This window comes from Marinobacter sp. MBR-105 (genome assembly GCF_053628895.1).
In genome coordinates, this window is the sequence record NZ_JBRJHG010000003.1 from 122,723 (window position 1) to 146,308 (window position 23,586).

The following is a 23,586-nucleotide window of genomic DNA, read 5'->3' on the forward strand; positions in this document are numbered from 1 at the left end:
TAACCCGACCTCTTTTGCCTATGAAAAAGCCCGTCTATCTGGACTATGCGGCGACGACGCCCGTTGATCCCGCCGTTGCTGAAGACATGATGAAGTACCTGACCCTGGATGGGGTGTTTGGCAATCCGGCTTCCCGCTCTCATGGTTATGGCTGGCAGGCCGAAGCCGCCGTTGAAAATGCTCGTCGACAGGTGGCGGATCTGATCCACGCAGACCCCCGGGAGATTGTCTGGACTTCCGGAGCCACAGAATCTGACAATCTTGCCATCAAGGGTGTGGCGGAGCTACGCGATAATCCCCATATCGTGACATCCCGCATTGAGCACAAGGCTGTCATTGATACCTGTAAGTGGCTGGAGCAGCAGGGCATTGAGGTTACCTGGCTGGAGCCGGGAGTTGATGGCAGGGTGTCCGTTGAGGCGGTCGAATCCGCCCTTCGGGATAATACGGCCCTGGTCAGCCTGATGATGGTCAACAATGAGCTTGGGTCGCTGACCGACATCCGCGCAATCGGCCGGTGCTTGAGAAAGCGTGGCGTGCTGTTTCATGTTGATGCCGCCCAGGCCGCCGGCAAGCTGCCAGTGGATGTTGCGGATCTTGAGGTGGATTTGCTCTCTCTTTCGGCTCACAAGGTTTATGGCCCGAAAGGCGTAGGGGCGCTGTATGTCCGGCGAGCGCCGGAGGTTCGCATTGCAGCACAGATGCATGGCGGCGGACATGAGCGCGGCATGCGATCGGGCACACTGGCCACGCATCAGATCGTGGGCATGGGGCGGGCCTTCGAGCTGGCACGTACCGGGCTTGATGCCGAAATAAGTAAACTGGAACAGATGCGCGCGGCGTTCCTGGACGGGCTTGAGGGGCTTGATGGAGTTCACTTTAATGGCAGTCGGGAACATCGTGTGCCGGGTATTGTCAATCTGTCGTTTGAGGGTGTTGAAGCCGAGTCGTTGATGCTCGGCCTTCGCAACCTTGCGGTGTCCTCGGGCTCCGCCTGCGCTTCAGCAACGGTCGAGCCTTCTTATGTATTGCGAGGAATAGGCGTCAGCGATGAGCTGGCTCACCGGGCGCTCAGGTTCTCCTTTGGCAGGTTCACCACCGAAGAGGAGGTTGCATTTGCCTGTTCCCAGATTGTTGAAGTTGTGGAGCGACTTCGCTCGGTGCGGTAGGCAGTTGCACCCTGACTGCGTATAATCCCACCTCTGAATTTTCAACCCTGAACTAACTGGAGAAATACCATGGCAAACGAGCGCACGCTCTCCATTATCAAGCCCGACGCAGTCGCCAAGAACGTGATCGGCGAAATCTACAGCCGTTTCGAGAAGGCGGACCTGAAAATCGTTGCTGCCAAGATGATGCACCTTACTCAGGAGCAGGCTGAGGGCTTTTACGCCGAGCACAAAGAGCGCCCGTTCTTTAATGATCTGGTTGCATTCATGACCTCTGGCCCGGTTGTGGTTCAGGTGCTGGAAGGCGAGGGCGCTATCCTGAAGAATCGTGAGCTGATGGGTGCTACCAACCCTAAAGAAGCGGAAGCTGGCACCATTCGTGCGGATTTTGCTTCCTCCATCGACGCCAACGCTGTCCATGGTTCTGACTCTGCTGCCTCCGCTGAGCGTGAAGTGGCTTATTTCTTCAACGACAACGAAATCTGCCCGCGCGGCTGAGGTTGTTGTTCCAGGGGTGCCCGGCAGGGTGCCCCTGAATTGGTTATCTGATCGAGGTTATGTGATGACGGGCGCCGCCGAAAAAGTCAATCTTCTGGGAATGCCCAAGGCAAAACTGGAGGCGTTTTTTGAAACCCTGGGGGAAAAGCGTTTCCGTGCCCAGCAGGTTCTCCAGTGGATGCATCAGCGTGGTGTTGATGACTTCGATCAAATGACCAATATGAGCAAGTCGCTGCGCGAACAGCTCAAGGAAGTTGCCGAGATTCGTGGCCCCGAGGTCGTCTATGATGAGACATCAAAAGACGGTACCCGGAAATGGGTCATGCGCATGGATAACGGCAACAGCGTTGAAACCGTCCTGATTCCGGATGGCGAGCGTGGAACCCTCTGCGTGTCCTCGCAAATCGGTTGCAGTCTCGACTGTACCTTCTGCTCCACCGGCAAGCGTGGTTTTAACCGCAATCTGACGGCCGCCGAGATCATTGGTCAGGTATGGGTTGCACGACGGGCGTTCATGCCGTTCGATCCCAATGACCGACCTATCACCAACGTGGTGATGATGGGGATGGGCGAGCCCCTGCTTAATTTTGAGAACGTGGTCGATGCCATGAATCTCATGATGGAAGATCTCGCTTACGGCATCTCAAAGCGTCGGGTGACGCTCAGTACATCCGGAGTGGTGCCGGCACTGGATCGTCTCGGCGAAGTTACCGATGTTTCACTGGCCATCTCACTCCATGCACCTAATGATGAATTGAGAAACCAGTTGGTTCCCCTGAACAAGAAATACCCGATTGCCGAACTGCTGGCCGCGACCCGGCGCTACCTTTCACGACTGCCGGACAAGCGCAAAGCCACGATTGAGTACACGGTGATTGAAGGAGTGAACGATCAACCGGAACACGCCCGGGAACTGGTCGTGTTGTTGAAAGGGTTGCCCTGCAAGATCAACCTGATTCCGTTCAACCCGTTCCCGGAAAGTGATTTCCGCCGGCCAAGCATGAACGCAACCCGGAGGTTCCAGACCGTGCTTAACGAGGCCGGTTATGTCACGACGATCCGCACCACCCGTGGGGACGATATCGATGCCGCCTGCGGTCAGTTGGTAGGGCGGGTCGAAGACCGCACGCGCAGAAGCCAGCGTTATATCGCAGTACAACAGGTCAACCCCTGATAGCCGTCGGGTGAGACCACAGGAGAAGGTGTTTGTTGATGGCAAAGGACGTTACCGTGAAACTCGTTTCCGCTGTGGTTCTGGTTATCGGGGTCATGTTATCGGGCTGTGTCACCACCACCGATAGTCGGTTCAGCCGTGAAGCCGACCGACAGAAAGCCCTCAACAATTATGTTCAACTGGCGACTGCCTATATTGGTCAGGGGAATCTGGATCGTGCCCGTGACCACCTGGAGCGGGCGTTAGAAATCGACAGCCGAAGCGCACCGGCACTTGCTGCCCGGGGCCTGGTGTTGAGCGCGGAGGGTGAGGAAAGCCTGGCGGAAAAAAGCTTCCGGGATGCCATTGCCTCAGATGGAGACTATACCCGCGGAAGAGTGTATTACGGTGCTTTCCTGTATAGCCTCAAACGGTTTGAGGAGGCCCGGGACCAGTTCCGGATAGCCTCACGTGATACGGAGTACAAAGACCGGGGAGCCGTTTTTTATAACCTCGGGCTGACAGAAGAACGGCTTGGTTCGCTGGAATCGGCCGAAGCCGCTTATCGGCGTGCTGTGGAGCTCACGCGGGGCGAGGCCCGCACCCTGTTGTCCCTCTCTCGGGTGCTAGTTGAGCAGGGTGACTTTTCTCAGGCCTCTCGATACTACAGCCGTCTTCAGACCATGATACAGCGCAATACCCGGTTGACGCATTCACCGGAGAGTCTGTATACCGGTATCCGGATTGCCCGGCATTTCCAGGACAGGGATCAGGAAGCCAGCCTGGCACTATTGCTCAGAAACGAGTATCCGGAATCTGTCGAATATCAACAATATAAGGTACTGATTGCCAATGACCGGTGAGGAGCAGTCACAGCCAGCTTCCGAGGCCTCGGTTGGCCAGCAGCTAAGGCGCGCCCGGGAAAAGCTCGGGCTCAGCGTTTCAGACATTGCAGATCAGCAACACCTGCGCCCTTCGGTAATCCAGTCCATCGAGGAAGGGGATTACAGCAAGGTTGATACCGAGTTGTTTCTCAAAGGGTATGTTCGAACCTATGCCCGCCAGGTGCAACTGAACGCAGACGCCCTGATTGCAGCGCTCGACTCGGAACTTGAGCCCCTGCGTCAACAGCGGGAGCAGGAGCACCAGTCCAATCCTCTGGTTGATATCGAGCGCAAGAAAAAACGCAAGCGGCAGATTGCCAAACTGGTTGTGTTGCTGGCATTCCTCGGGGTCGTTGGTTTTCTGGCGTATAGCTATCTCGTAAAACCGGTGTCGGAACCGGTTCAAAGTAATGCCGACGGAATCTCGGAGTCTCTGGAAGCACAGAGTGGCGAGGCCGTTAGCGATGCCAGTCCTGAACCGGAAGAGGCGCCCTCCGTTAGCGAAGAGGCTGAACAGCCGGCCGAACCGGAACAGATGGATTCAGGCACCAGTTCAGTCGGAAACGTTGAAGCAGAGAATGGCGCTGTGACGGATACTGAAGCTCTGAGCGAGCCGACCGAGGGCGGAAGCCTCGGTCAGGAAGAGTTGCTGTCAGAGCAGCCTTCGGTGGAACAGCCGCCCGTTGTTGCGCAATCCCCGGATCCCGCTCTGACTGAGTCTGAAGTGATGGAGGCCCCGGTTGAAACCGTGAGGTTGGCCATGACGTTCAGTGACGACTGCTGGATTCAGGTCACAGATGGTGCGGGCAATCGGTTGGCCAGCGCGTTACGCCGAGAGGGCGATGCCCTGGACGTGAGCGGGCAGCCACCGCTCAGAGTTGTGGTGGGCGCCATGAGCGCGGTGGAGTCCCTGGAATTTCAGGGCGAACCGATGGATCTTGGTAATTTTCGCGTCGTAAACAATCGGTCAGAGTTTACGCTCGAGCCCTGAGCAGAATTTTCTTCCCAAAGATTTCTGGTTGAATCCCATGAAACAAGAGTCTCCGATCAAAAGACGTAAATCCCGTCAGATCATGGTAGGTAATGTTCCCGTTGGCGGCGATGCGCCCATTGCGGTGCAGAGCATGACCAATACCAATACCTGCGATGTAGACGCAACAGTCACACAGATCAAGGCTATCCAGGAGGCCGGAGCGGATATCGTGCGGGTGTCGGTTCCGTCCATGGAAGCGGCTGAGGCCTTTGGCAAGATTCGCCAGCAGGTCTCGTTACCGTTGGTGGCCGATATCCATTTTGACTACAAGATAGCGCTCCGAGTTGCAGAGCTTGGTGTGGACTGCCTGCGCATCAATCCCGGTAACATTGGCCGGGACGATCGGGTCAGTGCGGTAATCAGTGCTGCCCGGGACCGCAACATTCCGATCAGGATCGGCGTAAACGCAGGTTCACTGGAAAAAGCGCTTCAACGCAAATACGGCGAGCCCACGCCGGAAGCGCTGGTAGAGTCGGCCATGCGTCATATCGACATCCTGGACAAACACGATTTTCAGGACTTCAAGGTCAGCCTGAAAGCGTCTGAAGTGTTCATGACCGTCGCGGCCTACCGCCTTATCGCCTCCCAGATTGAGCAACCGCTGCACCTGGGTATCACTGAGGCCGGTGGATTCCGCTCTGGTACGGTCAAGTCCTCCATTGGCCTGGGCATGCTGTTGATGGATGGCATTGGGGACACCATTCGGGTTTCCCTTGCCGCCGACCCGGTTCAGGAAATCAAAGTCGGCTTCGACATTCTCAAAAGTCTTCGGTTACGCAGCCGCGGCATTAACTTTATAGCCTGCCCAAGCTGTTCCCGACAGAACTTCGATGTTATCCAGACCATGAATGATCTGGAGGCCCGGCTTGAGGATGTGAACACCTCCATGGATGTGGCCATTATTGGCTGTATTGTTAATGGTCCCGGTGAGGCAAAGGTAGCGGATATCGGTCTGACCGGTGGCACACCGAAAAATCTGTTCTATATGGCCGGAAAGCCAAACCAGAAGCTGGACAACGCGACGCTGGTGGACGACCTTGAACGCCTGATTCGCGAGGAAGTGTCACGGCGCGAGGACCAGGACAGCGCAGTCATCGCCAAGTCCTCAGACTGATCAGAACCGATTTCAGAAACCTATCAGGATATTATTTTGGCAAAGATTCAGGCAATCCGGGGGATGAACGATATTCTCCCGGACCAGACACCGGTCTGGCAGTACGTTGAATCCACCGTTCGACGGGTTCTCGGGCAGTACGGCTATCAGGAAATCCGTATGCCAGTGGTCGAACATACCGAGTTGTTCAAACGATCGATCGGTGAAGTCACTGACATCGTCGAAAAAGAGATGTATACCTTTGAAGACCGCAACGGCGATAGCCTTACACTGCGGCCCGAAGGTACGGCCGGGTGCGTGCGTGCAGCGGAAGAGCATGGGCTGCTCTTTAATCAGACCCGGCGGCTTTGGTACACCGGTCCGATGTTCCGGCATGAGCGGCCACAGAAAGGCCGTTACCGCCAGTTTCATCAGATTGGTGTGGAATGCTTCGGTATGGCCGGCCCTGACATTGATGCTGAGCTGTTGATCCTGACGGCGCGCCTGTGGAGCGCCCTGGGGTTGTCCGACCATGCCAGACTCGAGATCAACTCCATCGGTACCAGCGACTCCCGGAAAGTCTACCGTCAGGCCCTGGTTGCCTATCTGGAGCAATATCAGGATAAGCTCGACGATGACAGCAAACGCCGGTTAACCACGAATCCTTTGCGGATACTGGACAGCAAGGATCCGGCCACGCGGGAGATTTTGCAGGGCGCACCGAGCCTGGACGACTATCTGGATGATGAATCGCGCCAGCATTTTGAACAACTGAAAGCGATGCTGGATGCGGCAGGCGTTGCCTACACGGTAAACCCGGCCCTGGTGCGCGGACTGGACTATTACGGCAAAACCGTGTTCGAGTGGATTACCGACAGCCTGGGTGCCCAAGGCACGATCTGTGCCGGTGGCCGTTACGATGGTCTGGTGGAGCAACTTGGAGGCAAACCCACCGTAGCGGTGGGCTTCGCCATGGGGCTGGAGCGACTGATTCTGTTACTGGAAACCCTGGAACTGGTCCCCGAACATGTGAACAATCAAGCCGATGTTTACGTTACAGCCATGGGAGACCAGGCGGTAGCCCCGGCGATGGCGTTGGCAGAAACGCTACGAAATGAATTGCCGGGCCGGATTGTCGTCTCACACTGCGGTGGCGGCAGCTTCAAGAGTCAGATGAAAAAGGCAGACCGCAGTGGCGCACGCTTTGCGGTGATTCTGGGTGAAAACGAAATCGCTCAGGCCACGGCGGGGCTCAAGCCGTTACGTGACGATCAGCCCCAGCAGGAAGTTGCTCAGGCAGACCTGGCAGCTGTGCTTGCCGGTTTGTTGTAAGCAGAGTCTATATAAACAGGCAGTTTAACGAATAACAGGAGTTTTCATGGCGGAGTTGCGCACCGAAGAAGAACAGGTCCAGGCAATCAAGGACTGGTGGAAAAATAACGGAAGCTCGCTGCTCATCGGTATTGGTGCGGCTCTGGCCATCGTCTTTGGATGGCAGGCCTGGCAGAACCATCAGGCGCAACAACGCGCCGAAGCCGCTAATCAGTTTGCCAACCTGCTGAACGCGTTCTCCTCCGCAGATGATGAGTCGGCCGACACTGTGGGTTTTGTGGCGGAGACACTGCGAGACGAACACGGCGACAGCGCCTATGCCATCTATGGCAATCTGGTTCTGGCACGGCAGCAGATGGTTGAAGGTGAGGATCCCGCGGCCGCTGTTGAATCACTGAACTGGGCGCTGGAGAAATCAGCGGGTCATCCGGCTCTGGAGCTGGTGATTCGTAACCGTCTTGCCCGAGCCCAGTTTGCCGCTGGCGAACACGATGCCGCGCTTGCCACTCTGGACAATGCAGTAGACGCCGATGCCTTTGCGGCCATCTTCTCCGAGCTGAGAGGCGATGTTCTGTTGGCCAAGGGCGACCGGGACGGTGCGCGTGAGGCGTACCTGGCGGCACGTGAGCAGAGCCAGCAGGGTCGTAGCGGTGTTCTTGAACTGAAGCTGTCAGACCTCGGTGTCGGGGAGGACGCCTGATGTTCGTTGGGCGCGCGCTCAAGGTCGGGGTTGGCTCCGTTTTTTGTGGTCTGTTGGTCGGAATCTCCGGGTGCAGTAGTACAGACACTTTTGAGCAACCTGCTCCGGTGCCTGAAATCAGCGAAACCGTTGAACTGGATACGGTATGGAGTATGTCTGTTGGCGATGGTCATGACGATCAGCTGCTTCAGATCGCGCCTCTTTACGCCGGCGACGTGATTTACGCCGCTTCCGCTGACGGGATTGTTGCGACAGTCAGGCCGGCGGATGGCGAGATCATCTGGCAGAAAGACTACGATGAACAGTTTTTCGCCGGACCGGGCGCTGATGCCCGGCATCTTTACATGGTCACCCGGGATGCGGAACTGGTGGCCGTGTCCTCGGAGGACGGCACCGAGGCCTGGCGGGTACCTCTGCCCACGGAAGTTCTGGCTGCGCCTCAATCCAACGGTAACCTCGTGGTGGTGCAAACCACCGATGGCCGTGTGATTGCCCACGACGCAGCGACCGGAGAACGCCGCTGGCAATATGAGGCTCAAGTGCCGGTGCTGACCGTGCGCACCGCAGCTGCACCTTTGGTTGGCGGCGACATTGTGATCTCCTCGTTTGCCAACGGTCGTGTCATTGCACTCACCGCCTCGGACGGACAGCCAGTGTGGCAGTATGAGGTCGGTCAGCCCCAGGGTCGTACCGAACTGGAACGCCTGGTGGATATCGGCGGCCAGCCGCTGGTTCTGGATTCGGCCATTATGGTCGTCGGTTATCAGGGTAAGCTGGCGCTGGTGGATATTCGTTCCGGGCAGGAAATCTGGAGCCGTCGGGCATCAAGCTTCTACTCGCCCGCGATTGGTAACGGCAATATCTTTCTGTCCTCCGCCAATGGCGATATCGTAGCGCTCCGTGGCAGCGACCGGCGAGAGCTTTGGGTTCAGGATAGCCTGTCCTGGCGCCAGCTGACCCGGCCGGCTGTTTCCGGTGATTACCTCGTGGTAGGCGACTTTGAAGGCTACCTGCACGTGCTGTCGACCTCCGATGGCAGTCTGCAGGGCCAGCGTGAGTTCGATAGTGACGGTATCCGCGTACCAGTTCAGGTGATCGAAGATGGTAACCTGCTGGTTTATGGAAATGGCGGAAAGATGGCCGTCCTGAGAATTGAACAGGACGACTGAGTACGCCCCGACAAGTTTATGCCCGGCCCAGGCTTTAGCCTGCGTGCCGGGTTTCTGGTTTCTTGAATAGCAGATCAATATGACCCCAGTTATCGCCCTTGTAGGCCGCCCCAACGTTGGTAAGTCCACGTTGTTTAACCAGATGACCCGCTCCAGGGATGCTCTCGTAGCGGACTTCCCCGGGCTGACCCGGGACCGAAAATACGGTGAGGGCAACTACGAAGGCCAGAAGTTCATCGTTATCGATACGGGCGGCCTGACTGGTGACGAAGCCGGTATTGACGCCGAAATGGCTCGCCAGTCAATGCAGGCGGTAGAAGAAGCGGACATTGTCCTGTTTCTTGTGGACGGTCGGGCAGGACTGACCGCCGGCGATGAAATGATCGCGGATTATCTGCGTAAATCGGGCAAACAGGCCCACCTGGTGGTTAACAAGACCGATGGCCAGGATCCGGACGTGGCGGCGGCGGACTTCTACAGTCTGGGGTTTGAATCCACGTTTCTGATTGCGGCGGCCCATAACCGCGGCATCCTGTCTTTGCTGGAAGCGCTGCTGCCGGAACCGGAAAATCCGGAAGACCAGGATAGGGCGGATCGTTACCCGGGTATCCGGATTGGTGTGGTAGGGCGGCCGAATGTGGGCAAGTCTACGCTGGTTAACCGCATGCTCGGTGAAGATCGGGTGGTGGTGTACGACATGCCAGGAACTACCCGTGACAGCGTTTACATTCCCTATGAGCGCCAGGGGCATGAGTATACCTTGATCGACACTGCCGGGGTTCGTCGCCGAAAGAATGTTCGCGAGGCGGTGGAGAAGTTCTCAATTATCAAGACACTGCAGGCGATTGATGACGCCCATGTCGTGATTCTGGTGATCGATGCCCGGGAGGGGCTCGTGGACCAGGATCTGCACCTGATCGGGTTTGTACTGGATGCGGGCCGCTCACTGGTGATCGCCATCAACAAATGGGACGGCATGGATCCGGAAGACCGTGACCGGGTAAAAGAGCAGGTGGCCAGGCGCCTGGATTTCCTGGATTACGCGGACAAGTATTATATCTCGGCACTGCACGGCACGGGCGTGGGAACCATGTATGAGTCGGTCCAGGCCTGCTATGAATCCGCGATGTCAAAGTGGCCAACCAACCGGTTGACTGCAATCCTCCAGGATGCCGTTGCTCAACACCAGCCGCCGATGGTTCATGGTCGCCGCATCAAGCTGCGATACGCTCACCAGGGTGGCTCCAACCCGCCGGTTGTGGTGGTGCATGGTAATCAGGTGGATTCACTACCCGGTGCTTACAAGCGTTACCTTGAAAACACCTTCAGAAAGGTGCTGAAAGTCGTGGGCGCGCCGATACGGTTTGAATTCAAGTCAGGCGAGAACCCCTTTGCAACCAAGGTCGACCGTCTGACGCCTCGGCAAAAGGTCAAGAAGGACAACGACCTGAAGAAAGGCCGTCGGATCAAGAAGACCCGGCAGAAAAGCGTTAAACGCTGATCTGCCGGGGCTAGTCCCTGCCAGGAGCCCTGATCAGGCGGCTCCTGCATCCGCGACCTGTTTTGCCTGTACTGCCGTCAGGGCAATGGTGAAGACAATGTCTTCCACCAGGGCCCCGCGGGACAGGTCGTTTACCGGTTTTCGCAAGCCCTGGAGCATGGGCCCCACGCTGACGACATTGGCACTGCGCTGCACCGCCTTGTAGGTGGTGTTGCCCGTGTTCAGGTCCGGGAACACAAACACGGTAGCCTTGCCGGCCACCTTGCTGCCCGGGGCTTTGGATTTTGCCACGCTCTCAATCGCCGCAGCATCGTATTGCAGCGGTCCGTCAATGAGTAGATCCGGGCGCCGTTCCCGGGCAATGCGGGTGGCTTCGCGAACCTTGTCGACATCCTCACCGCTGCCGGACTCGCCGGTACTGTAGCTGATCATTGCAACCACAGGTTCAATACCAAAGGCTTCAGCAGATTCGGCACTCTGTATGGCAATATCGGCCAGTTCCTCGGCATTCGGGTCTGGGTTGATGGCGCAGTCGCCATATACCAGCACCTGTTGCGGTAACAACATGAAGAATACCGATGACACCACCTTGGCGTTGTCATGGGTCTTGATCAGCTGGAGGGCAGGGCGCACGGTGTTGGCCGTGGTATGAATAGCGCCGGAGACCAGTCCGTCGGCTTCGTCCATGGCCACCATCATGGTACCCAGAACGACGTTATCCTCCAGCATGGCTTCGGCCATATCAGGTGTCAGGCCCTTGTGTTTCCTCAGCTCCACCATGGGCGCCACATAACGCTCGCGCACCGATTGCGGGTCTATGATTTCCAGGTCATTTGGCAGTTCCACGCCCTGGGAGGCGGCGACTGAGCGAATCTCGTGTGGATCACCGATCAGCGCGCAATGAGCCAGGTTACGTTGATGGCAGATAATGGCTGCCTGAATAGTTCTGGGTTCACTGCCTTCTGGCAAGACGATCCGCTTGGCTGCAGCCCGGGCTCTTTCCGATAGCTGATAACGGAATGCCGGAGGCGAGAGCCGACGTTGGCGCTGAACTTTCAGATGCTCCTGCAGCCACTGGGTATTGATTCGCCGGGCCACGGATTCCATGGCTTCTTCAATACGCTCCGGGTCGTCAATGGGAATGGCTGAAGACAGATTTGCCAACAGGTGGGCGCTCTCGTAGGTATTGGTTTCCGAGCTCAGCACTGGCAAGCCGGTGTCCAGTGCCCGTCGACACAACTCTATAACCCGTTCGTCCGGCATCAGGCCGCCTGTCAGCATCAGTCCGGCAAGCGGGACACCATTGAGAGCGGCAACGGCCGTGGCCACTACGATATCCTCGCGATCACCAGGGGTGACCATCAGGGTGCCTGGCTTGAGGGTGTCGGTCATGTTACGGATGGATCTGGCGCACACTGATACCCGCTGCACCCGCCGTGAATGCATTTGCCCTTCGTGCAGTACCGGAACACCAAGCTCTCGCGCTACATCAGAGACCCGGGGTGCCAGCAGTTGGGGTTGCCAGGGAATCTGCGCCAGCAACTGGAAGCGGCCGTTCGCGAATACTTTGCAGGAGGTGTGATAATCCGTTTCGGTGGCTTCACTTGCCGGCGGATGATCCAGTGCCATACCGGACTTCTGTGGTTCTCCCACCTTGTTAAGAATGACCCCAATCACGTCCGGATCCGACGGTGCCGCAAACAGGCGCGAGGAGAAATCCAGGTCATCATCGAGCTCGCTGGCAGTACAGCTCTTCGGTGTGCTCACCAGGATCACTTCGGAACCGAGATTGCGGGCGACTTCCACGTTCAGCCGCGCGATATAGGCTTCGGTTCTGTCCGGAACCAATCCTTCAATGATGACCACATCCGCTTCGTTGGCGACTTTCTGGTATTCACCGACGACGTTCTCCATCAGCAGGTCGGCTTTGCCGTGGTTCAACAGCTGCTGGGCTTGTTTCAGAGGAATCGGGTCGGGTGGTTCGAGGTGGCTGCGGGCACGCACAAAGGCCACCGAAGAATCCTTGCCGTCGTTATGAAGCGCTTCGCCTCTGTGTACGGACTGACTGAATGGTTTGTAAAAGCCGACGCTCACTCCTTCCCGTTCCAGGGCACGCAGAAGACCAAGGCATACGGATGTCAGGCCGGAGTCAAGAGAGGTTGGGGCTATGAAAAGACTTTTTGCCATGATTGTTCCAGGTTTCATTCTTCGGAGTGTTCGGTGCCGGCAGCGGCCAGGCGGGCGGCTTCTCGGGCAATCACCAGTTCTTCATTTGTGGGAATGACCAGCGCCGGATAACGCGAGTCCGGAGAACTGATGCGGCCATCACTCCAGCGGCCGTGATGCTCGTTGAGGTCCGGATCCAGCTCAATCCCAAGCAGGTGCAGATGTCGGGTTGTGTCCTGGCGAATGCGGGCACTGTTTTCACCGATGCCGCCAGTAAAGACCAGAGCGTCCAGTTTTGTCAGGGACGCGGTCATCGCTCCAATATACCGCGCCAGGCGGAAGCAGAATACGTCAATTGCCAGCTGTGAGGGTTCGTGGCCATGGTCAGCCAGCTCACACAAGGTTCGCATGTCGTTGGTCTGGCCTGAGAGTCCCTGTAATCCGCTTTCTTTATTCAGCATCTCGTGGACGTCACCGGCACTCATACCCCGGCTTGCCAGGTAGTCGAACAGCCCGGGGTCCACATCCCCGCTGCGGGTGCCCATCACGAGTCCCTCAAGCGGAGTCAGACCCATGCTGGTATCAACGCTGAGCCCATTCTGGATCGCTGTGATGCTACAACCGTTACCCAGATGGGCAGAGATAATTGAGGTGGTGGCCGGTGTCTTGTCCAGCAGACGAGCGGCCTCGTGTGCCATGAAATAATGACTGGTGCCGTGGAAGCCGTAACGACGCACTCCCCAGTTGCTGTAGCACCGTTCCGGTAGTGCGTATCGGTAAGCGCGCTCGGGCAGGGTCTGATGGTAAGCGGTATCAAACACCGCGACCTGTGGAACGTTCGGGAACAGCGCCTGCATGGCGCGAATGCCCGCGAGGTTTACCGGATTATGCAGAGGTGCCAGCGCAGCGCAGGCTTCAATGGCGGACACCGTTTGATCATCAATCAACGAAGCTTCACGGAATGTTTCGCCCCCATGCACCACTCGATGGCCAACAGCCATGGGTTCGCCCGTCATCAGAGCCCGGTCTTTAAATGCGTTGACGAGCGCCGCCAGCGCCTGGCTGTGGCTGGCACCGGAAGGTAAGTGAACCGGTGTTTCATCGCCATTGATGCGTGCAAAGGCATCGGATTGATTAAGTCTTTCCGCCAGGGCGGAGGTGATTTTCTGGTGGTCGTGATCAAACAGCGCGAGTTTCAGTGATGAACTGCCGCAGTTCACGACCAGGATTGAGTCGTCCATGGTTGTGCCGTATTGATTACTTTAGATTGGCCCGCTCATTGGTTTCGAGCCAGTGAATGAAGTCCTGCTCGGGCAGGGGGCGACTATAGAAGTAACCCTGGGAGTAGTCGCAATGCTCCGCTTTCAGGAAGTGAGTCTGGTCCTCTTCCTCAACCCCTTCGGCAACCACTTTCAGGCCTAGGCTGTGGGCCATGTTGATGATCGCGCGGACAAGGGAAGCATCTTCGTTTTCTTTCAGGACATCCTGAACAAATGACTTGTCGATTTTCAGGGTATCGAACGGATAGCTTTTCAGATAGCTGAGTGCCGAATAGCCAGTTCCGAAATCGTCGACCGACAAGCGGATTCCAACTTTGTCGAGTTGTTTGAGGATATCAGCGGTTTCGATGGAATTGTCCAGAATCAGCCGTTCCGTGATTTCCAGTTCCAGCAGTTCCGGCCGTAAATTGCTGTCGTTCAGCGCGCGCATGATGGCGTCGGTAAACCCGGGGTCCCGGAACTGGCGTGGTGATACATTGACGGCAATGCTGATCTCACGCCCGGTCATCGCCTGCCAGCAGTACGCGGCTTGACAGGCTTCCTTGACGACCCATTCGCCGATCGGAATGATCAGGCCGGTTTCCTCGGCCAGCGGAATAAAGCGATCTGGCATCACCATGCCCATGGCCGGATTGTTCCAGCGAAGCAGGGCTTCAGCCGCCACCAGGCCACCACTGGCGGTGTCGACAATGGGCTGGAAGTAGAGCTCGAATTCACCCAGCTCCAGGGCCTTGCGCATGTGAGATTCCATTTGCAGACGCTCGTGAGAAACCTCGCTCATCTCCGGAGTAAAACGGGCATAGGCGCTCTTGCCTTTGTGTTTCGCCTCGTACATGGCCGCATCGGCGTGCTGGAGCAGGGTGCCGCTGTTATCCGAGTCGTCCGGGAAGGTGGCGATGCCAATACTGGTTGTGACAAACACTTCCTGGCCGCTGAGCATGAACGGCGGTGCGAAGGTTTTCAGAATACGTTCGGCAACCTGGGAAGAGGCGTCCGGCCCGTTCAGCCCCGGCAGCACCACAAGGAACTCATCACCACCCAGCCGCGCAACGGTACTGGTGCCGCGCAGGCAGCTGGAGATCCGGCGTGCGGCTTCAATCAGCAGGGTGTCACCGGCGTCGTGGCCGAGGGTATCGTTGATGTGCTTGAAGTTGTCCAGATCCAGGAACATTACCCCAACCTTGGACTCATCACGCCTTGCCTGGGCCAGCGCCAGTTTCAGGCGGTCCAGCGCAAGCATGCGGTTGGGAAGCCCGGTCAGGATGTCGTAATTCGCTTGCCGCAACAGCTGTTGCTCGTAACGTTTTCGGATGCTGATGTCTTCCCCGAGTATCAGGTAACCGGTGGTTTCACCGTTATTGTCCTTGATAGGGGTGACCACAAGCTGTTCCCAGTAGCGCTCGCCATTTTTCCGTGTGCTGTTGACTTCGCCTTGCCAAACGCCCACGCGCTGTACCTGAAGCCTGATGGATTTCCATAGTTGTCTGGCTTCGTGGGAATCCACACCGGGGTCAATAAGTGACGAGGGATGCTTGCCGATGATTTCAGACGGGCTGTTCCCCGTCAGTTGGCTGAATTTCCGGTTCGCATATTCAATGCGCCATTGCCGGTCGCAGATCAGAACCGAAGACGGGCTCTGGTCGATGGCTTTGGAGAATTTCCGGATTTCGGCTTCATCCCGTTCCCGCCTTGCAACGTCATCGGTGAGCCGTTCGCGCATCTGGTTGATGGCTTCGGTCACCATACCCAACTCATCGCGCTGGTAAGCAGGAGTATCCGGCCTATCCAGCTCCAGCGGGCGTGAAAGATTTCGCAATGACAGATCCCGGGTGTAGTCGGCCATGTCCGCCAGGTGGCGAGTGACCAGATGGCGGAATATCCACAGAATCAGAATGGAAACAACAAATATGATCAGGAACTGAGTGGCAAGAATGAAGCCCACCCGGCGCCTTAGTTCATCATACACCCGTTGCAGACTGGCGGTGATGGTGAGCTCGCCCAGCCGGAATTCCGCATCGTCCCGGTAGATCAGCTCGAAACTGTGGGTGAGGGTATCGGTGTCTCGTGGGAGTTCGCCCATGACCAGTTCGGAGTCTGGTTCAATTCTGAGCCGTAGATGTTCGATATCGGGCAGGCTGAGAATGCCGTCCATCTGGGTTTGCAGGTGTTTTTGATCCAGCGCCCACAGACTCTGGGCAAGACTGGAGCGGTAACCGGACTCAATTACCTGCATCCGCTGTTCTATCTTGGACAGGTCCTCGCGGTAGTCTGAGTAGATCTGAATGCCGGACGCGAGCAATGTAAAGGCAGAGCTGAACAGAAGGATCCATGCCACCAGCCGGAATGATAAAGGAGAGGCTGCACGAAAACGTTTCAAACGCGTCGCAATGTCTGGCATGTCTTTGATTTTTCGACCATCCAAGGAAGTATCGGACATAGCAATTACAGAAGCGATCCCTGAAGTTGTTACCTGTATTCCCTTGCCTACGACTATAGCAGCAGTTTACGGCAAATGCGCTGCAAACTCAGGATAAACCGAGAGAAATGGGGCAGGGCGTCTCACTTTGGCAATTATTGCAATGACGAAATGAGCTTGATGCAGATCAATACGGGGCAGGCGGTGCCGGCGTAACCTGAGCTTAATCAAGTTTTACAGGTACAGGAGACATAGCCATGTATATGGACGCAGTTGTAATCGCCGGAATCGCCACAGTATTGCTGATGATTGGCTTCTTCGTCGGAGTCGGCATCTTCGTCATGAAGGATCAGAAGAGCCATGCTGCTAAAGGAGGAAAGCACCACCAGGGTGGTCATGGCAGCTGACGAGCAGACAGCTTTGAAATTGGCGTCCCCTAGGGGGTTCGAACCCCTGTTGCCGCCGTGAAAGGGCGGAGTCCTAGGCCACTAGACGAAGGGGACGCAACGTTTTCAAAAGCTTGCCTCGTCGAGGTGGCGCGTATATTAAGTAAGGTGCCTGGGGCTGTCAACGCTTTTTCTTAAAAAAATTATGTTCCCACACTTTCCCTCAACGCGGCTTCCAGTTCCGCAAGCCGGAATTCAAAACCTTCACGTTTGAGCCGTTCCGGTATCGCCTTCTGACCGGTCAGTAACAGCCCGGCCATTTCCCCCAGCATCAGTTTCAGTGCAGGCGCTGGAGCCGGTATAACGGCAGGGCGGTGTAGAACCTGTGCAAGCGTTCTGGTGAATTCCGCATTGGTGACCGGGTTCGGGCTGACCATATTGTAGGGGCCGCTTGCCGTTGGCGTATCCAGCATCCAGAGCAGGCCGGAAACCACGTCGTCCCTGTGAACCCAGGGCATGTATTGCCGTCCGGAGCCCAGCTTTCCGCCAAGTCCGAGCTTGAAGGGCAGGACCATGCGTTGCAGAAAACCGCCGTTACGGCCGGCCACCACCCCGGTGCGGGACAGGCAAACGCGTACGCCATCAGCTTCAAGTTTCAGTGCCTCCTGTTCCCAGTCCCGGCACAGTTGGTGTGTGAACTCATCATGGGGTTCTGTGTCTTCGGTAACCAGGTGATCCCCCTGGTTACCATAAAAGCCAACGGCAGAGCCGGATACCAGAACCTCCGGCATGTTGCTCCAGGTTCTTACCACTCCGACCAGGGTGCGGGTGAGATCAATGCGGCTGGCACGCAGCTGTTCCTTGCGGGCATGGCTCCACCGTTTGTCGGCAATGCCTTCCCCGGCCAGATTGATAACTGCATCGAAGCCCGGGTGTGCGCGCAACTTTTCCAGATCATCCGTGACTTCTACCCGGCCGCAGATGGAGCGCACGGCATCCGGCTTCTGACGGCTGAGAACCGTTAGCCCATAACCGCGTTCAATTAGCTCACGGCACAGTATGTGGCCGATAAACCCTGTGGCGCCGGTAACCAATATACGTTTGTCCATGGGTTCCCTCCTGCGATCGGAATCCGTCGTTGGTTCTTTGTCAGTGTTCAGAGCGCTCGAGTTCCTCCTTAACCACATCACGGATGGCCAGTCCAAGCCTCGGATTTTTCCCGATTGGTTCAGCCAGGCGGATAGTAACGCCGTGTTCCGCCTCCAGCCTTTCGATCATGGCCGGGACATCTTTTCGCAAGTGGCGGCCCGCAGCGAGAAATAACGGGACGACCGTGAATTGCTCCACGCCTTGCCCTTTGGCCCGGTTCACAATGGTATCCAGTGAGGGTTCTGCCAGTTCCATGTAGGCAATGGCTGCATTCTCGATTGACTCTACGGTCGGTTCGGCCAGTTTCTCGAAGGTCTCGCACCAGCGTGCGTCGCTGCTGCCGTGGGCCAGTAAAATAATCTGGTGTGGTTGGGTCATAACATCTCCGATCTGGTCGTTTGTGTCGGTGCGACCGTAAACTTGACGACAGTGGGTCGTTTAAAGTGATCCTGACAATCAATGTATCAGGGAGTTGTCAGATGTTCGATTGGAAAGAGCTTCTGGATTTCTGGTTCGGTGAATTAGATGAAAACGGTATTCCTGATCGCGATCATCGCAACCGTTGGTTTCGCAGTGACCGTGCCTTCGATCAGGAAATCCGGCGCAGGTTTCTGTCTCTGGTGCTGTTCGCCTCAGAGCAGGGGTTGGATCACTGGCGCATAGCCGCCGGAGGCTCGCTTGCTGAGATTCTTTTGTTGGATCAGTTCACCCGCAATATTTTTCGCGGGGGCGCCATGGCCTTCGATAACGACCGTCTGGCCCGGCAATTGTGTCGCGGCGCGATGCAGCGAGGGCAGGATCTGGAGTTGCCGCCGGTTCAGCGTGCTTTCATCTATATGCCGTTACAACATTCCGAAAAGCTGGCGGATCAGGATCTTTCGGTAGAATGCTATCAGCAATTGTCTGCCACCACAGATGGCGTTCTGGGAGACTTTCTGGGCAGTTTTCTTCAGTCGGCTCGCGATCATCGGGATATTATTGCCCGTTTTGGCCGATTTCCTCATCGCAACAAAGCCCTGAAGCGCGCGTCGTCGCAGGATGAACAGGCTTATCTTGAGGGCGGGCCGCGCTTTGGCCAGTAGAGCTTGCCAGTTTGATGATCGGTTCAACGAATTGACTGTCGATAACGGGCACACTCCCTTACAGCGATAACAAGAAAAGCAGCGGAGCAAGAACAGGATGTCATCTACCAACCCGGCGGTGAGCGATAACCCGGGCGCTAATAAACCTATCTCCAACAATAACAGGGCCCCAGGGCGGGGTGGCAGAACCACTCGTGCGAAAAGTGAAATCCGGCGTCATGCCATTCTCAAGGCAACCATCCGGGTAGCGGCGAAGGACGGTATCAAAGGTATCAAGCATCGTTCCGTCGCCAGGGAAGCAGGCGTACCCCTGGCAGCAACCACCTATTATTTCCGAGACATCAACGAGTTGATCAGCGACGCCTTCATGCTGTACGCGAAGGAAGCCGGTGCGGAACTGAAAGCCTTCCACGACACCCTGAATCTGGTGCTCGATGGTGTGCCTGCGGAACAATTGCGCCGCGGCGCTGAGTTCCGTCCGGAGCTGTGTCAGCGCCTGACCGACTTTGCCCGGGCCTGGATGCAGGAGCAGTTTACACGCCGGAGGGAGCAGGTGCTGGCAGAGCAGGTGTTTTTGATGGAGGCCCTCAGAGATGACCGTCTGGCCAGGGTGGCTCGTCGGTATCGGCAGTCCTGGATTGATGGTCTCGAGCAGCTCCTGGTACGACTGGATTCGCCGTGCCCTCGTCAGGACGGTACCCTGATCGTCAATGTAGTGCTGGGTATGAGCTACGATCTGCTGCTGGAAGTGCCCGGCACCGAGGCTGAGGTATTGAGTGCATCCGTGGCCAGAATTGTGCAGTTGGCCCTAGGGGTGGAACCCGAAGACCTGCGAGCACCATGATTATCAGCGGTTGTTAAATTTTTTCACGAAAGTGTTGACGGCCCCCGAGTTATCAGTAGAATACGCAGCCGTTGTCAGGCAACGCCCGGCAGCAATCAGCGGGAATAGCTCAGTTGGTAGAGCACAACCTTGCCAAGGTTGGGGTCGCGAGTTCGAATCTCGTTTCCCGCTCCAGAATTCGGAAACCCGGCCTAAGGCCGGGTTTCTTCGTTTATAGCCTCGCAAAATCACTCACTACCTCTGTCTCGTCAGTTATACTCGGCAGCCATTTCCTGAATAATCCGGCAACTGAGGAAGGCGAAGCCATGAAGGTGAAAACCCTCTATATCTACCCGGTCAAATCGTTGGCTGGAATCGAAGTGTCCCGTTTCAGCTTGGATGATTTCGGCCCGCAAGGTGATCGCCGCTGGATGATTGTTGATGGGGATAACCGCTTCGTCACTCAGCGTCGGTTGCCTCAGCTCGCCAATGTTTACACTGCTCTGCAGGAGGGTGTGGTGGTTATTGATGTGCCTGGCGAGGGGCTTTTCCCGCTTACGGCCGGCACAGACGCCGTGGAAGTAACGGTTTGGAGAGATCAGGTGGTTGCCACTGCCGGAGCTGATCGTGCTGCCGAGGCCTTGAGCCGCTATTGCGGAGAAACGCTCAGGCTGGTTTATATGCCTGATAGCTGTTTCCGGCGGGTGGATCCTGGTCGTGTCAGTGCTGAACGCCGAGTGGGTTTTGCCGATGGCTTCCCGTTGCTGGTGGTTAACCAGTCGTCTCTGGATGAGCTCAATTCCCGTCTCGAATCCCCGGTCGATATGCGTCGCTTCAGGCCGAACATTGTGGTTGAGGGGGCGGGGGCCTGGGCGGAAGACACCTGGCGGAGCGTCAGCGTTGGTGAAAGCCGGCTGGATCTTGTCAAACCCTGCTCCCGTTGTGTGATGACCACGGTCAACCCGGATACTGGCGAGAAAGATTCCGCCACTCAGCCCCTCAAGACTCTGGCCAGCTATCGAAAGACCCGGGACGGCGTTATTTTTGGGCAAAATGCCGTGCACCAGAAGCCCGGCGAGATATCTGTGGGCGATGAGGTAACCGTTTTGAATCAGGAGAATTGATACAGTGCCACTGTTAACGCTAGACAGGATTTCGCTCGCCTATGGCATGCATCCATTGCTGGATGAGGCCAGCCTGACCATCGAGCCCGGTGAACGGGTGTGTCTGTTGGGGCGAAACGGTGAGGGGAAATCCACGCTGCTGAAGATCGTCAGCGGGGAAGTGACGCCGGACGGCGGTGTGGTGCGCATGGAAGATGGCTCAGTGCTGTCGGTGTTGCCTCAGAGTTTGCCATCGGACGACACTCGTACGGCCTATGATGTGGTGGCTTCCGCATTTCCGGAAACCGGTGACCTGTTGGCGGAATTCCACCGGCTGTCTCAAAGGGCGGACGAATCCAGTCTTGAGCGTTTGATGAAGGTTCAGGAACGGCTGGAATCTCTGGATGGCTGGCGGCTTGACCAGAAGGTAACCACGATTCTGGGGCAGTATGGAGTGGATCCGGATCGGGTACTGAATACGCTTTCCGGGGGGTGGCAGCGGCGAGTGCTTCTGGCCAGGGCGTTGGTGGCAGACCCGGATATTCTGTTGCTGGATGAGCCAACCAACCATCTGGATGTGCCCGCCATTGCCTGGCTGGAAGAGGCGTTATCGCAGTTCCGGGGGGCCATGTTGTTTGTCAGTCATGACCGTGCCTTTATCCGGCGAATGGCCACTCGCGTCGTGGAGCTGGACCGGGGGCAGCTGGTGAGTTTTGCGGCCAGTTATGACAGATATCTGGAGCTTAAGGAAAAAGCGCTGGAGGAAGAGGAGCGCCAGAACGCGCTTTTCGACAAGCGCCTGAAACAGGAAGAGGCCTGGATCCGCCAGGGTATCAAGGCTCGCCGCACCCGGAATATGGGGCGGGTGAGAGCGCTCAAAGCGATGCGGGAAGAGCACAGGCAACGCCGGGTGAGGGGTGGCACCGCCAGTTTTGCCGTAGAGCTGGCGGATATTTCGGGCAAGCTGGTTGCGGAAGCGAGCAATGCCGGATTCTCTTATGTCGATGGCGAGCCAGTGGTTCGCAATATGGATCTCACCATTCTCCGGGGCGACAAGATCGGACTGGTTGGTGAGAACGGCACGGGCAAGACGACCCTCGTGCGCCTGTTGTTAGGTGAGCTGACACCCACTGAGGGAAGTATTCGGCTGGGAACGAATCTTCAGGTCGCCTACTTTGACCAGCTTCGGGGAGAGCTGGATCTCCAGAGAAATGCGTTGGATAACCTGGCTGAGGGCCGGGAATTCATCGATATCAATGGTCAGAGCAAGCATGTTTTGGGTTATTTGCAGGAATTTCTTTTTACCCCGGAACGGGCACGCTCTCCTGTGCGTGTGTTCTCCGGTGGTGAGCGGGCGAGACTGTTGCTGGCCAAATTGTTCAGTAAGCCAGCCAATATTCTGGTACTGGACGAACCTACCAACGATCTTGACGTCGAAACCCTGGAATTGCTGGAAGAACAGCTTTCAGAGTTCAAGGGTACCGTGATTGTTATCAGTCACGATCGGGAATTTCTCGATAACGTGGTGACCGATACCATCTTCCTGGACGGTTCCGGGGCGGTGATGGAATACGTGGGTGGATACACCGATTGGCGTCGGCAAGGCGGTCGTTTTCCCTCTGAAACATCGGGAAGCCGACTGGACAAACAGGATAAGCGTGATAAACCCGACAGTTCCGCTAAAAAGCCAGGTCAGGATGGCGGTACTGTGGGGCAGTCGGCAAAATCAAAGCCCGTCAAACTGAGCTACAAGCTTAAACTTGAGCTGGAACAATTGCCCGGCAAAATCGAACAACTGGAGCAGCAGGTAGCTGAGCTTCAGGATAAAATTTCTGCACCGGATTTTTATTCAGGCCCACCGGAAGATGTATCGGCCACTCTGGAACAGCTGGCGGAAACGGAGTCTCGCCTGGAGTCGGTGATTGAACGGTGGATGGAGCTGGAAGAACAGGCGAACCAATGAACATAAATTACAATTTCAAATTTCAGGATGGCCGTGATATCGAGTTCAAGGTAACTGGGGAGTCCTCCTCGCCGCCGCAGGGTCAGTCACTGCCGGCCTGGGTTCGTCTCGAACACTGTCAGTGTTCGAACTGCCCGCTGAAGCCTGGCGAGACCCCGTATTGCCCGGCGGCAACCGAGATTCTGCCGGTCGTAGAGGCGTTTCAGGCGGAAGACGCGTATCAGAAAGTGGATGTAACCGTGACGGATGAGCGCCGCTCCTATTTCAAGCAGACGACGCTGGAAGAGGCGTTGCGTTCTCTGCTGGGGCTCAAGATGGCTACCAGTGGCTGCCCTGTGCTTTCGGAGCTCAAGCCGATGGCGCTCCACCACCTGCCGTTTGCCAACAGTGACGAATTTGTGATGCGCAGTGTGGGGTATTATCTGCTTCAACAGCTTTTCGCAAAGCGGAATCAGCAGGAAGCGGACTGGGAACTGAAAGGTCTGGTGGAGCGTAATCAGCGATTACAGCTGGTGAATCAGGCGCTCTGGCAGCGGATACATGCTGTTTGCAAGGGCGACAGTAATCTGAAGGCACTGCTCAACTTTTTCTCAATGGCCTCCAGTGTCAGCGTTTCTCTGGAAAGCCAGCTCAGGAAGCTTCAGGCCAGGATGAAGGGGGAGGGCTAGGGCCGTCCCCCTTCCATC

The 23,586-nt window shown here is 56.7% G+C and carries 21 protein-coding genes and 2 tRNA genes; 17 read left to right on the top strand and 6 right to left on the bottom strand.

Going from position 1 to position 23,586, the window contains the following annotated elements; translation table 11 throughout:
* Positions 1-20 precede the first annotated feature (20 nt).
* From ACSSVV_RS05265 to der, 10 genes are all read left to right on the top strand, one after another.
* A complete protein-coding gene (locus tag ACSSVV_RS05265) occupies positions 21-1,169 on the top strand; it encodes an IscS subfamily cysteine desulfurase (RefSeq protein ID WP_014421740.1) in 1,149 nt (382 codons plus the stop codon).
* Between the two features lie 69 nt (positions 1,170-1,238).
* Positions 1,239-1,667 (top strand): nucleoside-diphosphate kinase, encoded by a 429-nt coding sequence (ndk, locus tag ACSSVV_RS05270; protein ID WP_011784632.1) that lies wholly within the window; start codon positions 1,239-1,241, stop codon positions 1,665-1,667.
* A 64-nt stretch (positions 1,668-1,731) separates the two neighbouring features.
* Positions 1,732-2,841 carry a 23S rRNA (adenine(2503)-C(2))-methyltransferase RlmN gene (gene rlmN / locus ACSSVV_RS05275; RefSeq protein WP_011784633.1) on the top strand — a complete coding sequence of 370 codons (1,110 nt, stop codon included), beginning with the start codon at positions 1,732-1,734 and terminating at the stop codon, positions 2,839-2,841.
* A gap of 38 nt (positions 2,842-2,879) precedes the next feature.
* Positions 2,880-3,683, top strand: a complete 804-nt coding sequence (gene pilW / locus ACSSVV_RS05280; protein WP_114434902.1) for a type IV pilus biogenesis/stability protein PilW — start codon at positions 2,880-2,882, stop codon at positions 3,681-3,683.
* Positions 3,673-4,695 carry a RodZ domain-containing protein gene (locus ACSSVV_RS05285; RefSeq protein WP_113879658.1) on the top strand — a complete coding sequence of 341 codons (1,023 nt, stop codon included), beginning with the start codon at positions 3,673-3,675 and terminating at the stop codon, positions 4,693-4,695. The genes pilW and ACSSVV_RS05285 overlap by 11 nt, the downstream gene beginning before the upstream one ends.
* 37 nt (positions 4,696-4,732) lie before the next feature.
* Positions 4,733-5,851 (top strand): flavodoxin-dependent (E)-4-hydroxy-3-methylbut-2-enyl-diphosphate synthase, encoded by a 1,119-nt coding sequence (ispG, locus tag ACSSVV_RS05290; protein ID WP_011784636.1) that lies wholly within the window; start codon positions 4,733-4,735, stop codon positions 5,849-5,851.
* Positions 5,852-5,884: 33 nt separating this feature from the next.
* Positions 5,885-7,162 carry a histidine--tRNA ligase gene (gene hisS, locus ACSSVV_RS05295; RefSeq protein ID WP_200861803.1) on the top strand — a complete coding sequence of 426 codons (1,278 nt, stop codon included), beginning with the start codon at positions 5,885-5,887 and terminating at the stop codon, positions 7,160-7,162.
* 46 nt (positions 7,163-7,208) lie between these two features.
* Positions 7,209-7,862, top strand: a complete 654-nt coding sequence (locus ACSSVV_RS05300) for a YfgM family protein (protein WP_141067669.1) — start codon at positions 7,209-7,211, stop codon at positions 7,860-7,862.
* Positions 7,862-9,031, top strand: coding sequence for an outer membrane protein assembly factor BamB (gene bamB, locus ACSSVV_RS05305; RefSeq protein ID WP_454105694.1), 1,170 nt, complete (start codon positions 7,862-7,864; stop codon positions 9,029-9,031). Before ACSSVV_RS05300 ends, bamB begins: the two co-directional genes overlap by 1 nt.
* A 79-nt stretch (positions 9,032-9,110) precedes the next feature.
* Positions 9,111-10,532, top strand: a complete 1,422-nt coding sequence (der, locus tag ACSSVV_RS05310) for a ribosome biogenesis GTPase Der (RefSeq protein WP_011784640.1) — start codon at positions 9,111-9,113, stop codon at positions 10,530-10,532.
* A 33-nt stretch (positions 10,533-10,565) separates the two neighbouring features.
* Here der and pta read toward each other — a convergent pair whose 3' ends face one another.
* The 3 genes from pta to ACSSVV_RS05325 are packed head-to-tail and all read right to left on the bottom strand — an operon-like array spanning position 10,566 to position 16,415.
* The gene (gene pta, locus ACSSVV_RS05315) at positions 10,566-12,719 is read right to left on the bottom strand and encodes a phosphate acetyltransferase (protein ID WP_454105695.1); all 2,154 of its coding nucleotides are present in this window, start codon (positions 12,717-12,719) and stop codon (positions 10,566-10,568) included.
* 14 nt (positions 12,720-12,733) lie between these two features.
* On the bottom strand, positions 12,734-13,939 hold the full coding sequence (locus ACSSVV_RS05320) for an acetate/propionate family kinase (protein ID WP_454105696.1): 1,206 nt from the start codon (positions 13,937-13,939) through the stop codon (positions 12,734-12,736).
* A 16-nt stretch (positions 13,940-13,955) separates the two neighbouring features.
* Positions 13,956-16,415, bottom strand: coding sequence for a bifunctional diguanylate cyclase/phosphodiesterase (locus tag ACSSVV_RS05325; protein ID WP_014421733.1), 2,460 nt, complete (start codon positions 16,413-16,415; stop codon positions 13,956-13,958).
* 236 nt (positions 16,416-16,651) lie between these two features.
* On the opposite strand from ACSSVV_RS05325, the gene ccoM reads away from it, so the two are divergent.
* Positions 16,652-16,801 (top strand): cytochrome c oxidase subunit CcoM, encoded by a 150-nt coding sequence (gene ccoM / locus ACSSVV_RS05330; RefSeq protein ID WP_022992482.1) that lies wholly within the window; start codon positions 16,652-16,654, stop codon positions 16,799-16,801.
* A gap of 20 nt (positions 16,802-16,821) precedes the next feature.
* Here ccoM and ACSSVV_RS05335 read toward each other — a convergent pair.
* The 3 genes from ACSSVV_RS05335 to ACSSVV_RS05345 form a co-directional block, all read right to left on the bottom strand.
* Positions 16,822-16,897, bottom strand: a tRNA-Glu gene (locus ACSSVV_RS05335).
* Positions 16,898-16,983: 86 nt separating this feature from the next.
* A complete protein-coding gene (locus ACSSVV_RS05340; RefSeq protein ID WP_454105697.1) occupies positions 16,984-17,889 on the bottom strand; it encodes a TIGR01777 family oxidoreductase in 906 nt (301 codons plus the stop codon).
* Positions 17,890-17,929: 40 nt separating this feature from the next.
* A complete protein-coding gene (locus ACSSVV_RS05345; RefSeq protein WP_011784645.1) occupies positions 17,930-18,307 on the bottom strand; it encodes a sirohydrochlorin chelatase in 378 nt (125 codons plus the stop codon).
* Positions 18,308-18,408: 101 nt separating this feature from the next.
* On the opposite strand from ACSSVV_RS05345, the gene ACSSVV_RS05350 reads away from it, so the two are divergent.
* The 6 genes from ACSSVV_RS05350 (at position 18,409) to ACSSVV_RS05375 (ending at position 23,568) form a co-directional block, all read left to right on the top strand.
* Positions 18,409-19,011: a DUF924 family protein gene (locus tag ACSSVV_RS05350; protein ID WP_454105698.1), complete on the top strand. Its 603-nt coding sequence runs from the start codon at positions 18,409-18,411 to the stop codon at positions 19,009-19,011.
* Positions 19,012-19,108: 97 nt separating this feature from the next.
* On the top strand, positions 19,109-19,855 hold the full coding sequence (locus ACSSVV_RS05355) for a TetR/AcrR family transcriptional regulator (protein ID WP_121206358.1): 747 nt from the start codon (positions 19,109-19,111) through the stop codon (positions 19,853-19,855).
* A gap of 98 nt (positions 19,856-19,953) precedes the next feature.
* Positions 19,954-20,029, top strand: a tRNA-Gly gene (locus ACSSVV_RS05360).
* A gap of 131 nt (positions 20,030-20,160) precedes the next feature.
* Entirely contained in the window at positions 20,161-20,958 is a 798-nt protein-coding gene (locus ACSSVV_RS05365) for an MOSC domain-containing protein (RefSeq protein WP_022992477.1), read from the top strand.
* Between the two features lie 4 nt (positions 20,959-20,962).
* The gene (locus tag ACSSVV_RS05370) at positions 20,963-22,900 is read left to right on the top strand and encodes an ATP-binding cassette domain-containing protein (protein ID WP_031209832.1); all 1,938 of its coding nucleotides are present in this window, start codon (positions 20,963-20,965) and stop codon (positions 22,898-22,900) included.
* The gene (locus tag ACSSVV_RS05375) at positions 22,897-23,568 is read left to right on the top strand and encodes a DUF6901 family protein (RefSeq protein ID WP_022992475.1); all 672 of its coding nucleotides are present in this window, start codon (positions 22,897-22,899) and stop codon (positions 23,566-23,568) included. Before ACSSVV_RS05370 ends, ACSSVV_RS05375 begins: the two co-directional genes overlap by 4 nt.
* Positions 23,569-23,586: the final 18 nt, after the last annotated feature.

Bases quoted from the DNA above. Each gene is read 5' to 3' on its own strand.
- pta (WP_454105695.1), bottom strand. From the start codon at position 12,719: ATGGCAAAAAGTCTTTTCATAGCCCCAACCTCTCTTGACTCCGGCCTG.
- ndk (WP_011784632.1), top strand. From the start codon at position 1,239: ATGGCAAACGAGCGCACGCTCTCCATTATCAAGCCCGACGCAGTCGCC.
- ccoM (WP_022992482.1), top strand. From the start codon at position 16,652: ATGTATATGGACGCAGTTGTAATCGCCGGAATCGCCACAGTATTGCTG.
- ACSSVV_RS05320 (WP_454105696.1), bottom strand. From the start codon at position 13,939: ATGGACGACTCAATCCTGGTCGTGAACTGCGGCAGTTCATCACTGAAA.
- bamB (WP_454105694.1), top strand. From the start codon at position 7,862: ATGTTCGTTGGGCGCGCGCTCAAGGTCGGGGTTGGCTCCGTTTTTTGT.
- ACSSVV_RS05375 (WP_022992475.1), top strand. From the start codon at position 22,897: ATGAACATAAATTACAATTTCAAATTTCAGGATGGCCGTGATATCGAG.
- ACSSVV_RS05300 (WP_141067669.1), top strand. From the start codon at position 7,209: ATGGCGGAGTTGCGCACCGAAGAAGAACAGGTCCAGGCAATCAAGGAC.
- ACSSVV_RS05285 (WP_113879658.1), top strand. From the start codon at position 3,673: ATGACCGGTGAGGAGCAGTCACAGCCAGCTTCCGAGGCCTCGGTTGGC.
- ACSSVV_RS05325 (WP_014421733.1), bottom strand. From the start codon at position 16,415: ATGTCCGATACTTCCTTGGATGGTCGAAAAATCAAAGACATGCCAGAC.
- ACSSVV_RS05265 (WP_014421740.1), top strand. From the start codon at position 21: ATGAAAAAGCCCGTCTATCTGGACTATGCGGCGACGACGCCCGTTGAT.
- ACSSVV_RS05365 (WP_022992477.1), top strand. From the start codon at position 20,161: ATGAAGGTGAAAACCCTCTATATCTACCCGGTCAAATCGTTGGCTGGA.
- ACSSVV_RS05355 (WP_121206358.1), top strand. From the start codon at position 19,109: ATGTCATCTACCAACCCGGCGGTGAGCGATAACCCGGGCGCTAATAAA.
- ACSSVV_RS05340 (WP_454105697.1), bottom strand. From the start codon at position 17,889: ATGGACAAACGTATATTGGTTACCGGCGCCACAGGGTTTATCGGCCAC.
- ACSSVV_RS05350 (WP_454105698.1), top strand. From the start codon at position 18,409: ATGTTCGATTGGAAAGAGCTTCTGGATTTCTGGTTCGGTGAATTAGAT.
- rlmN (WP_011784633.1), top strand. From the start codon at position 1,732: ATGACGGGCGCCGCCGAAAAAGTCAATCTTCTGGGAATGCCCAAGGCA.
- pilW (WP_114434902.1), top strand. From the start codon at position 2,880: ATGGCAAAGGACGTTACCGTGAAACTCGTTTCCGCTGTGGTTCTGGTT.
- ispG (WP_011784636.1), top strand. From the start codon at position 4,733: ATGAAACAAGAGTCTCCGATCAAAAGACGTAAATCCCGTCAGATCATG.
- ACSSVV_RS05345 (WP_011784645.1), bottom strand. From the start codon at position 18,307: ATGACCCAACCACACCAGATTATTTTACTGGCCCACGGCAGCAGCGAC.
- der (WP_011784640.1), top strand. From the start codon at position 9,111: ATGACCCCAGTTATCGCCCTTGTAGGCCGCCCCAACGTTGGTAAGTCC.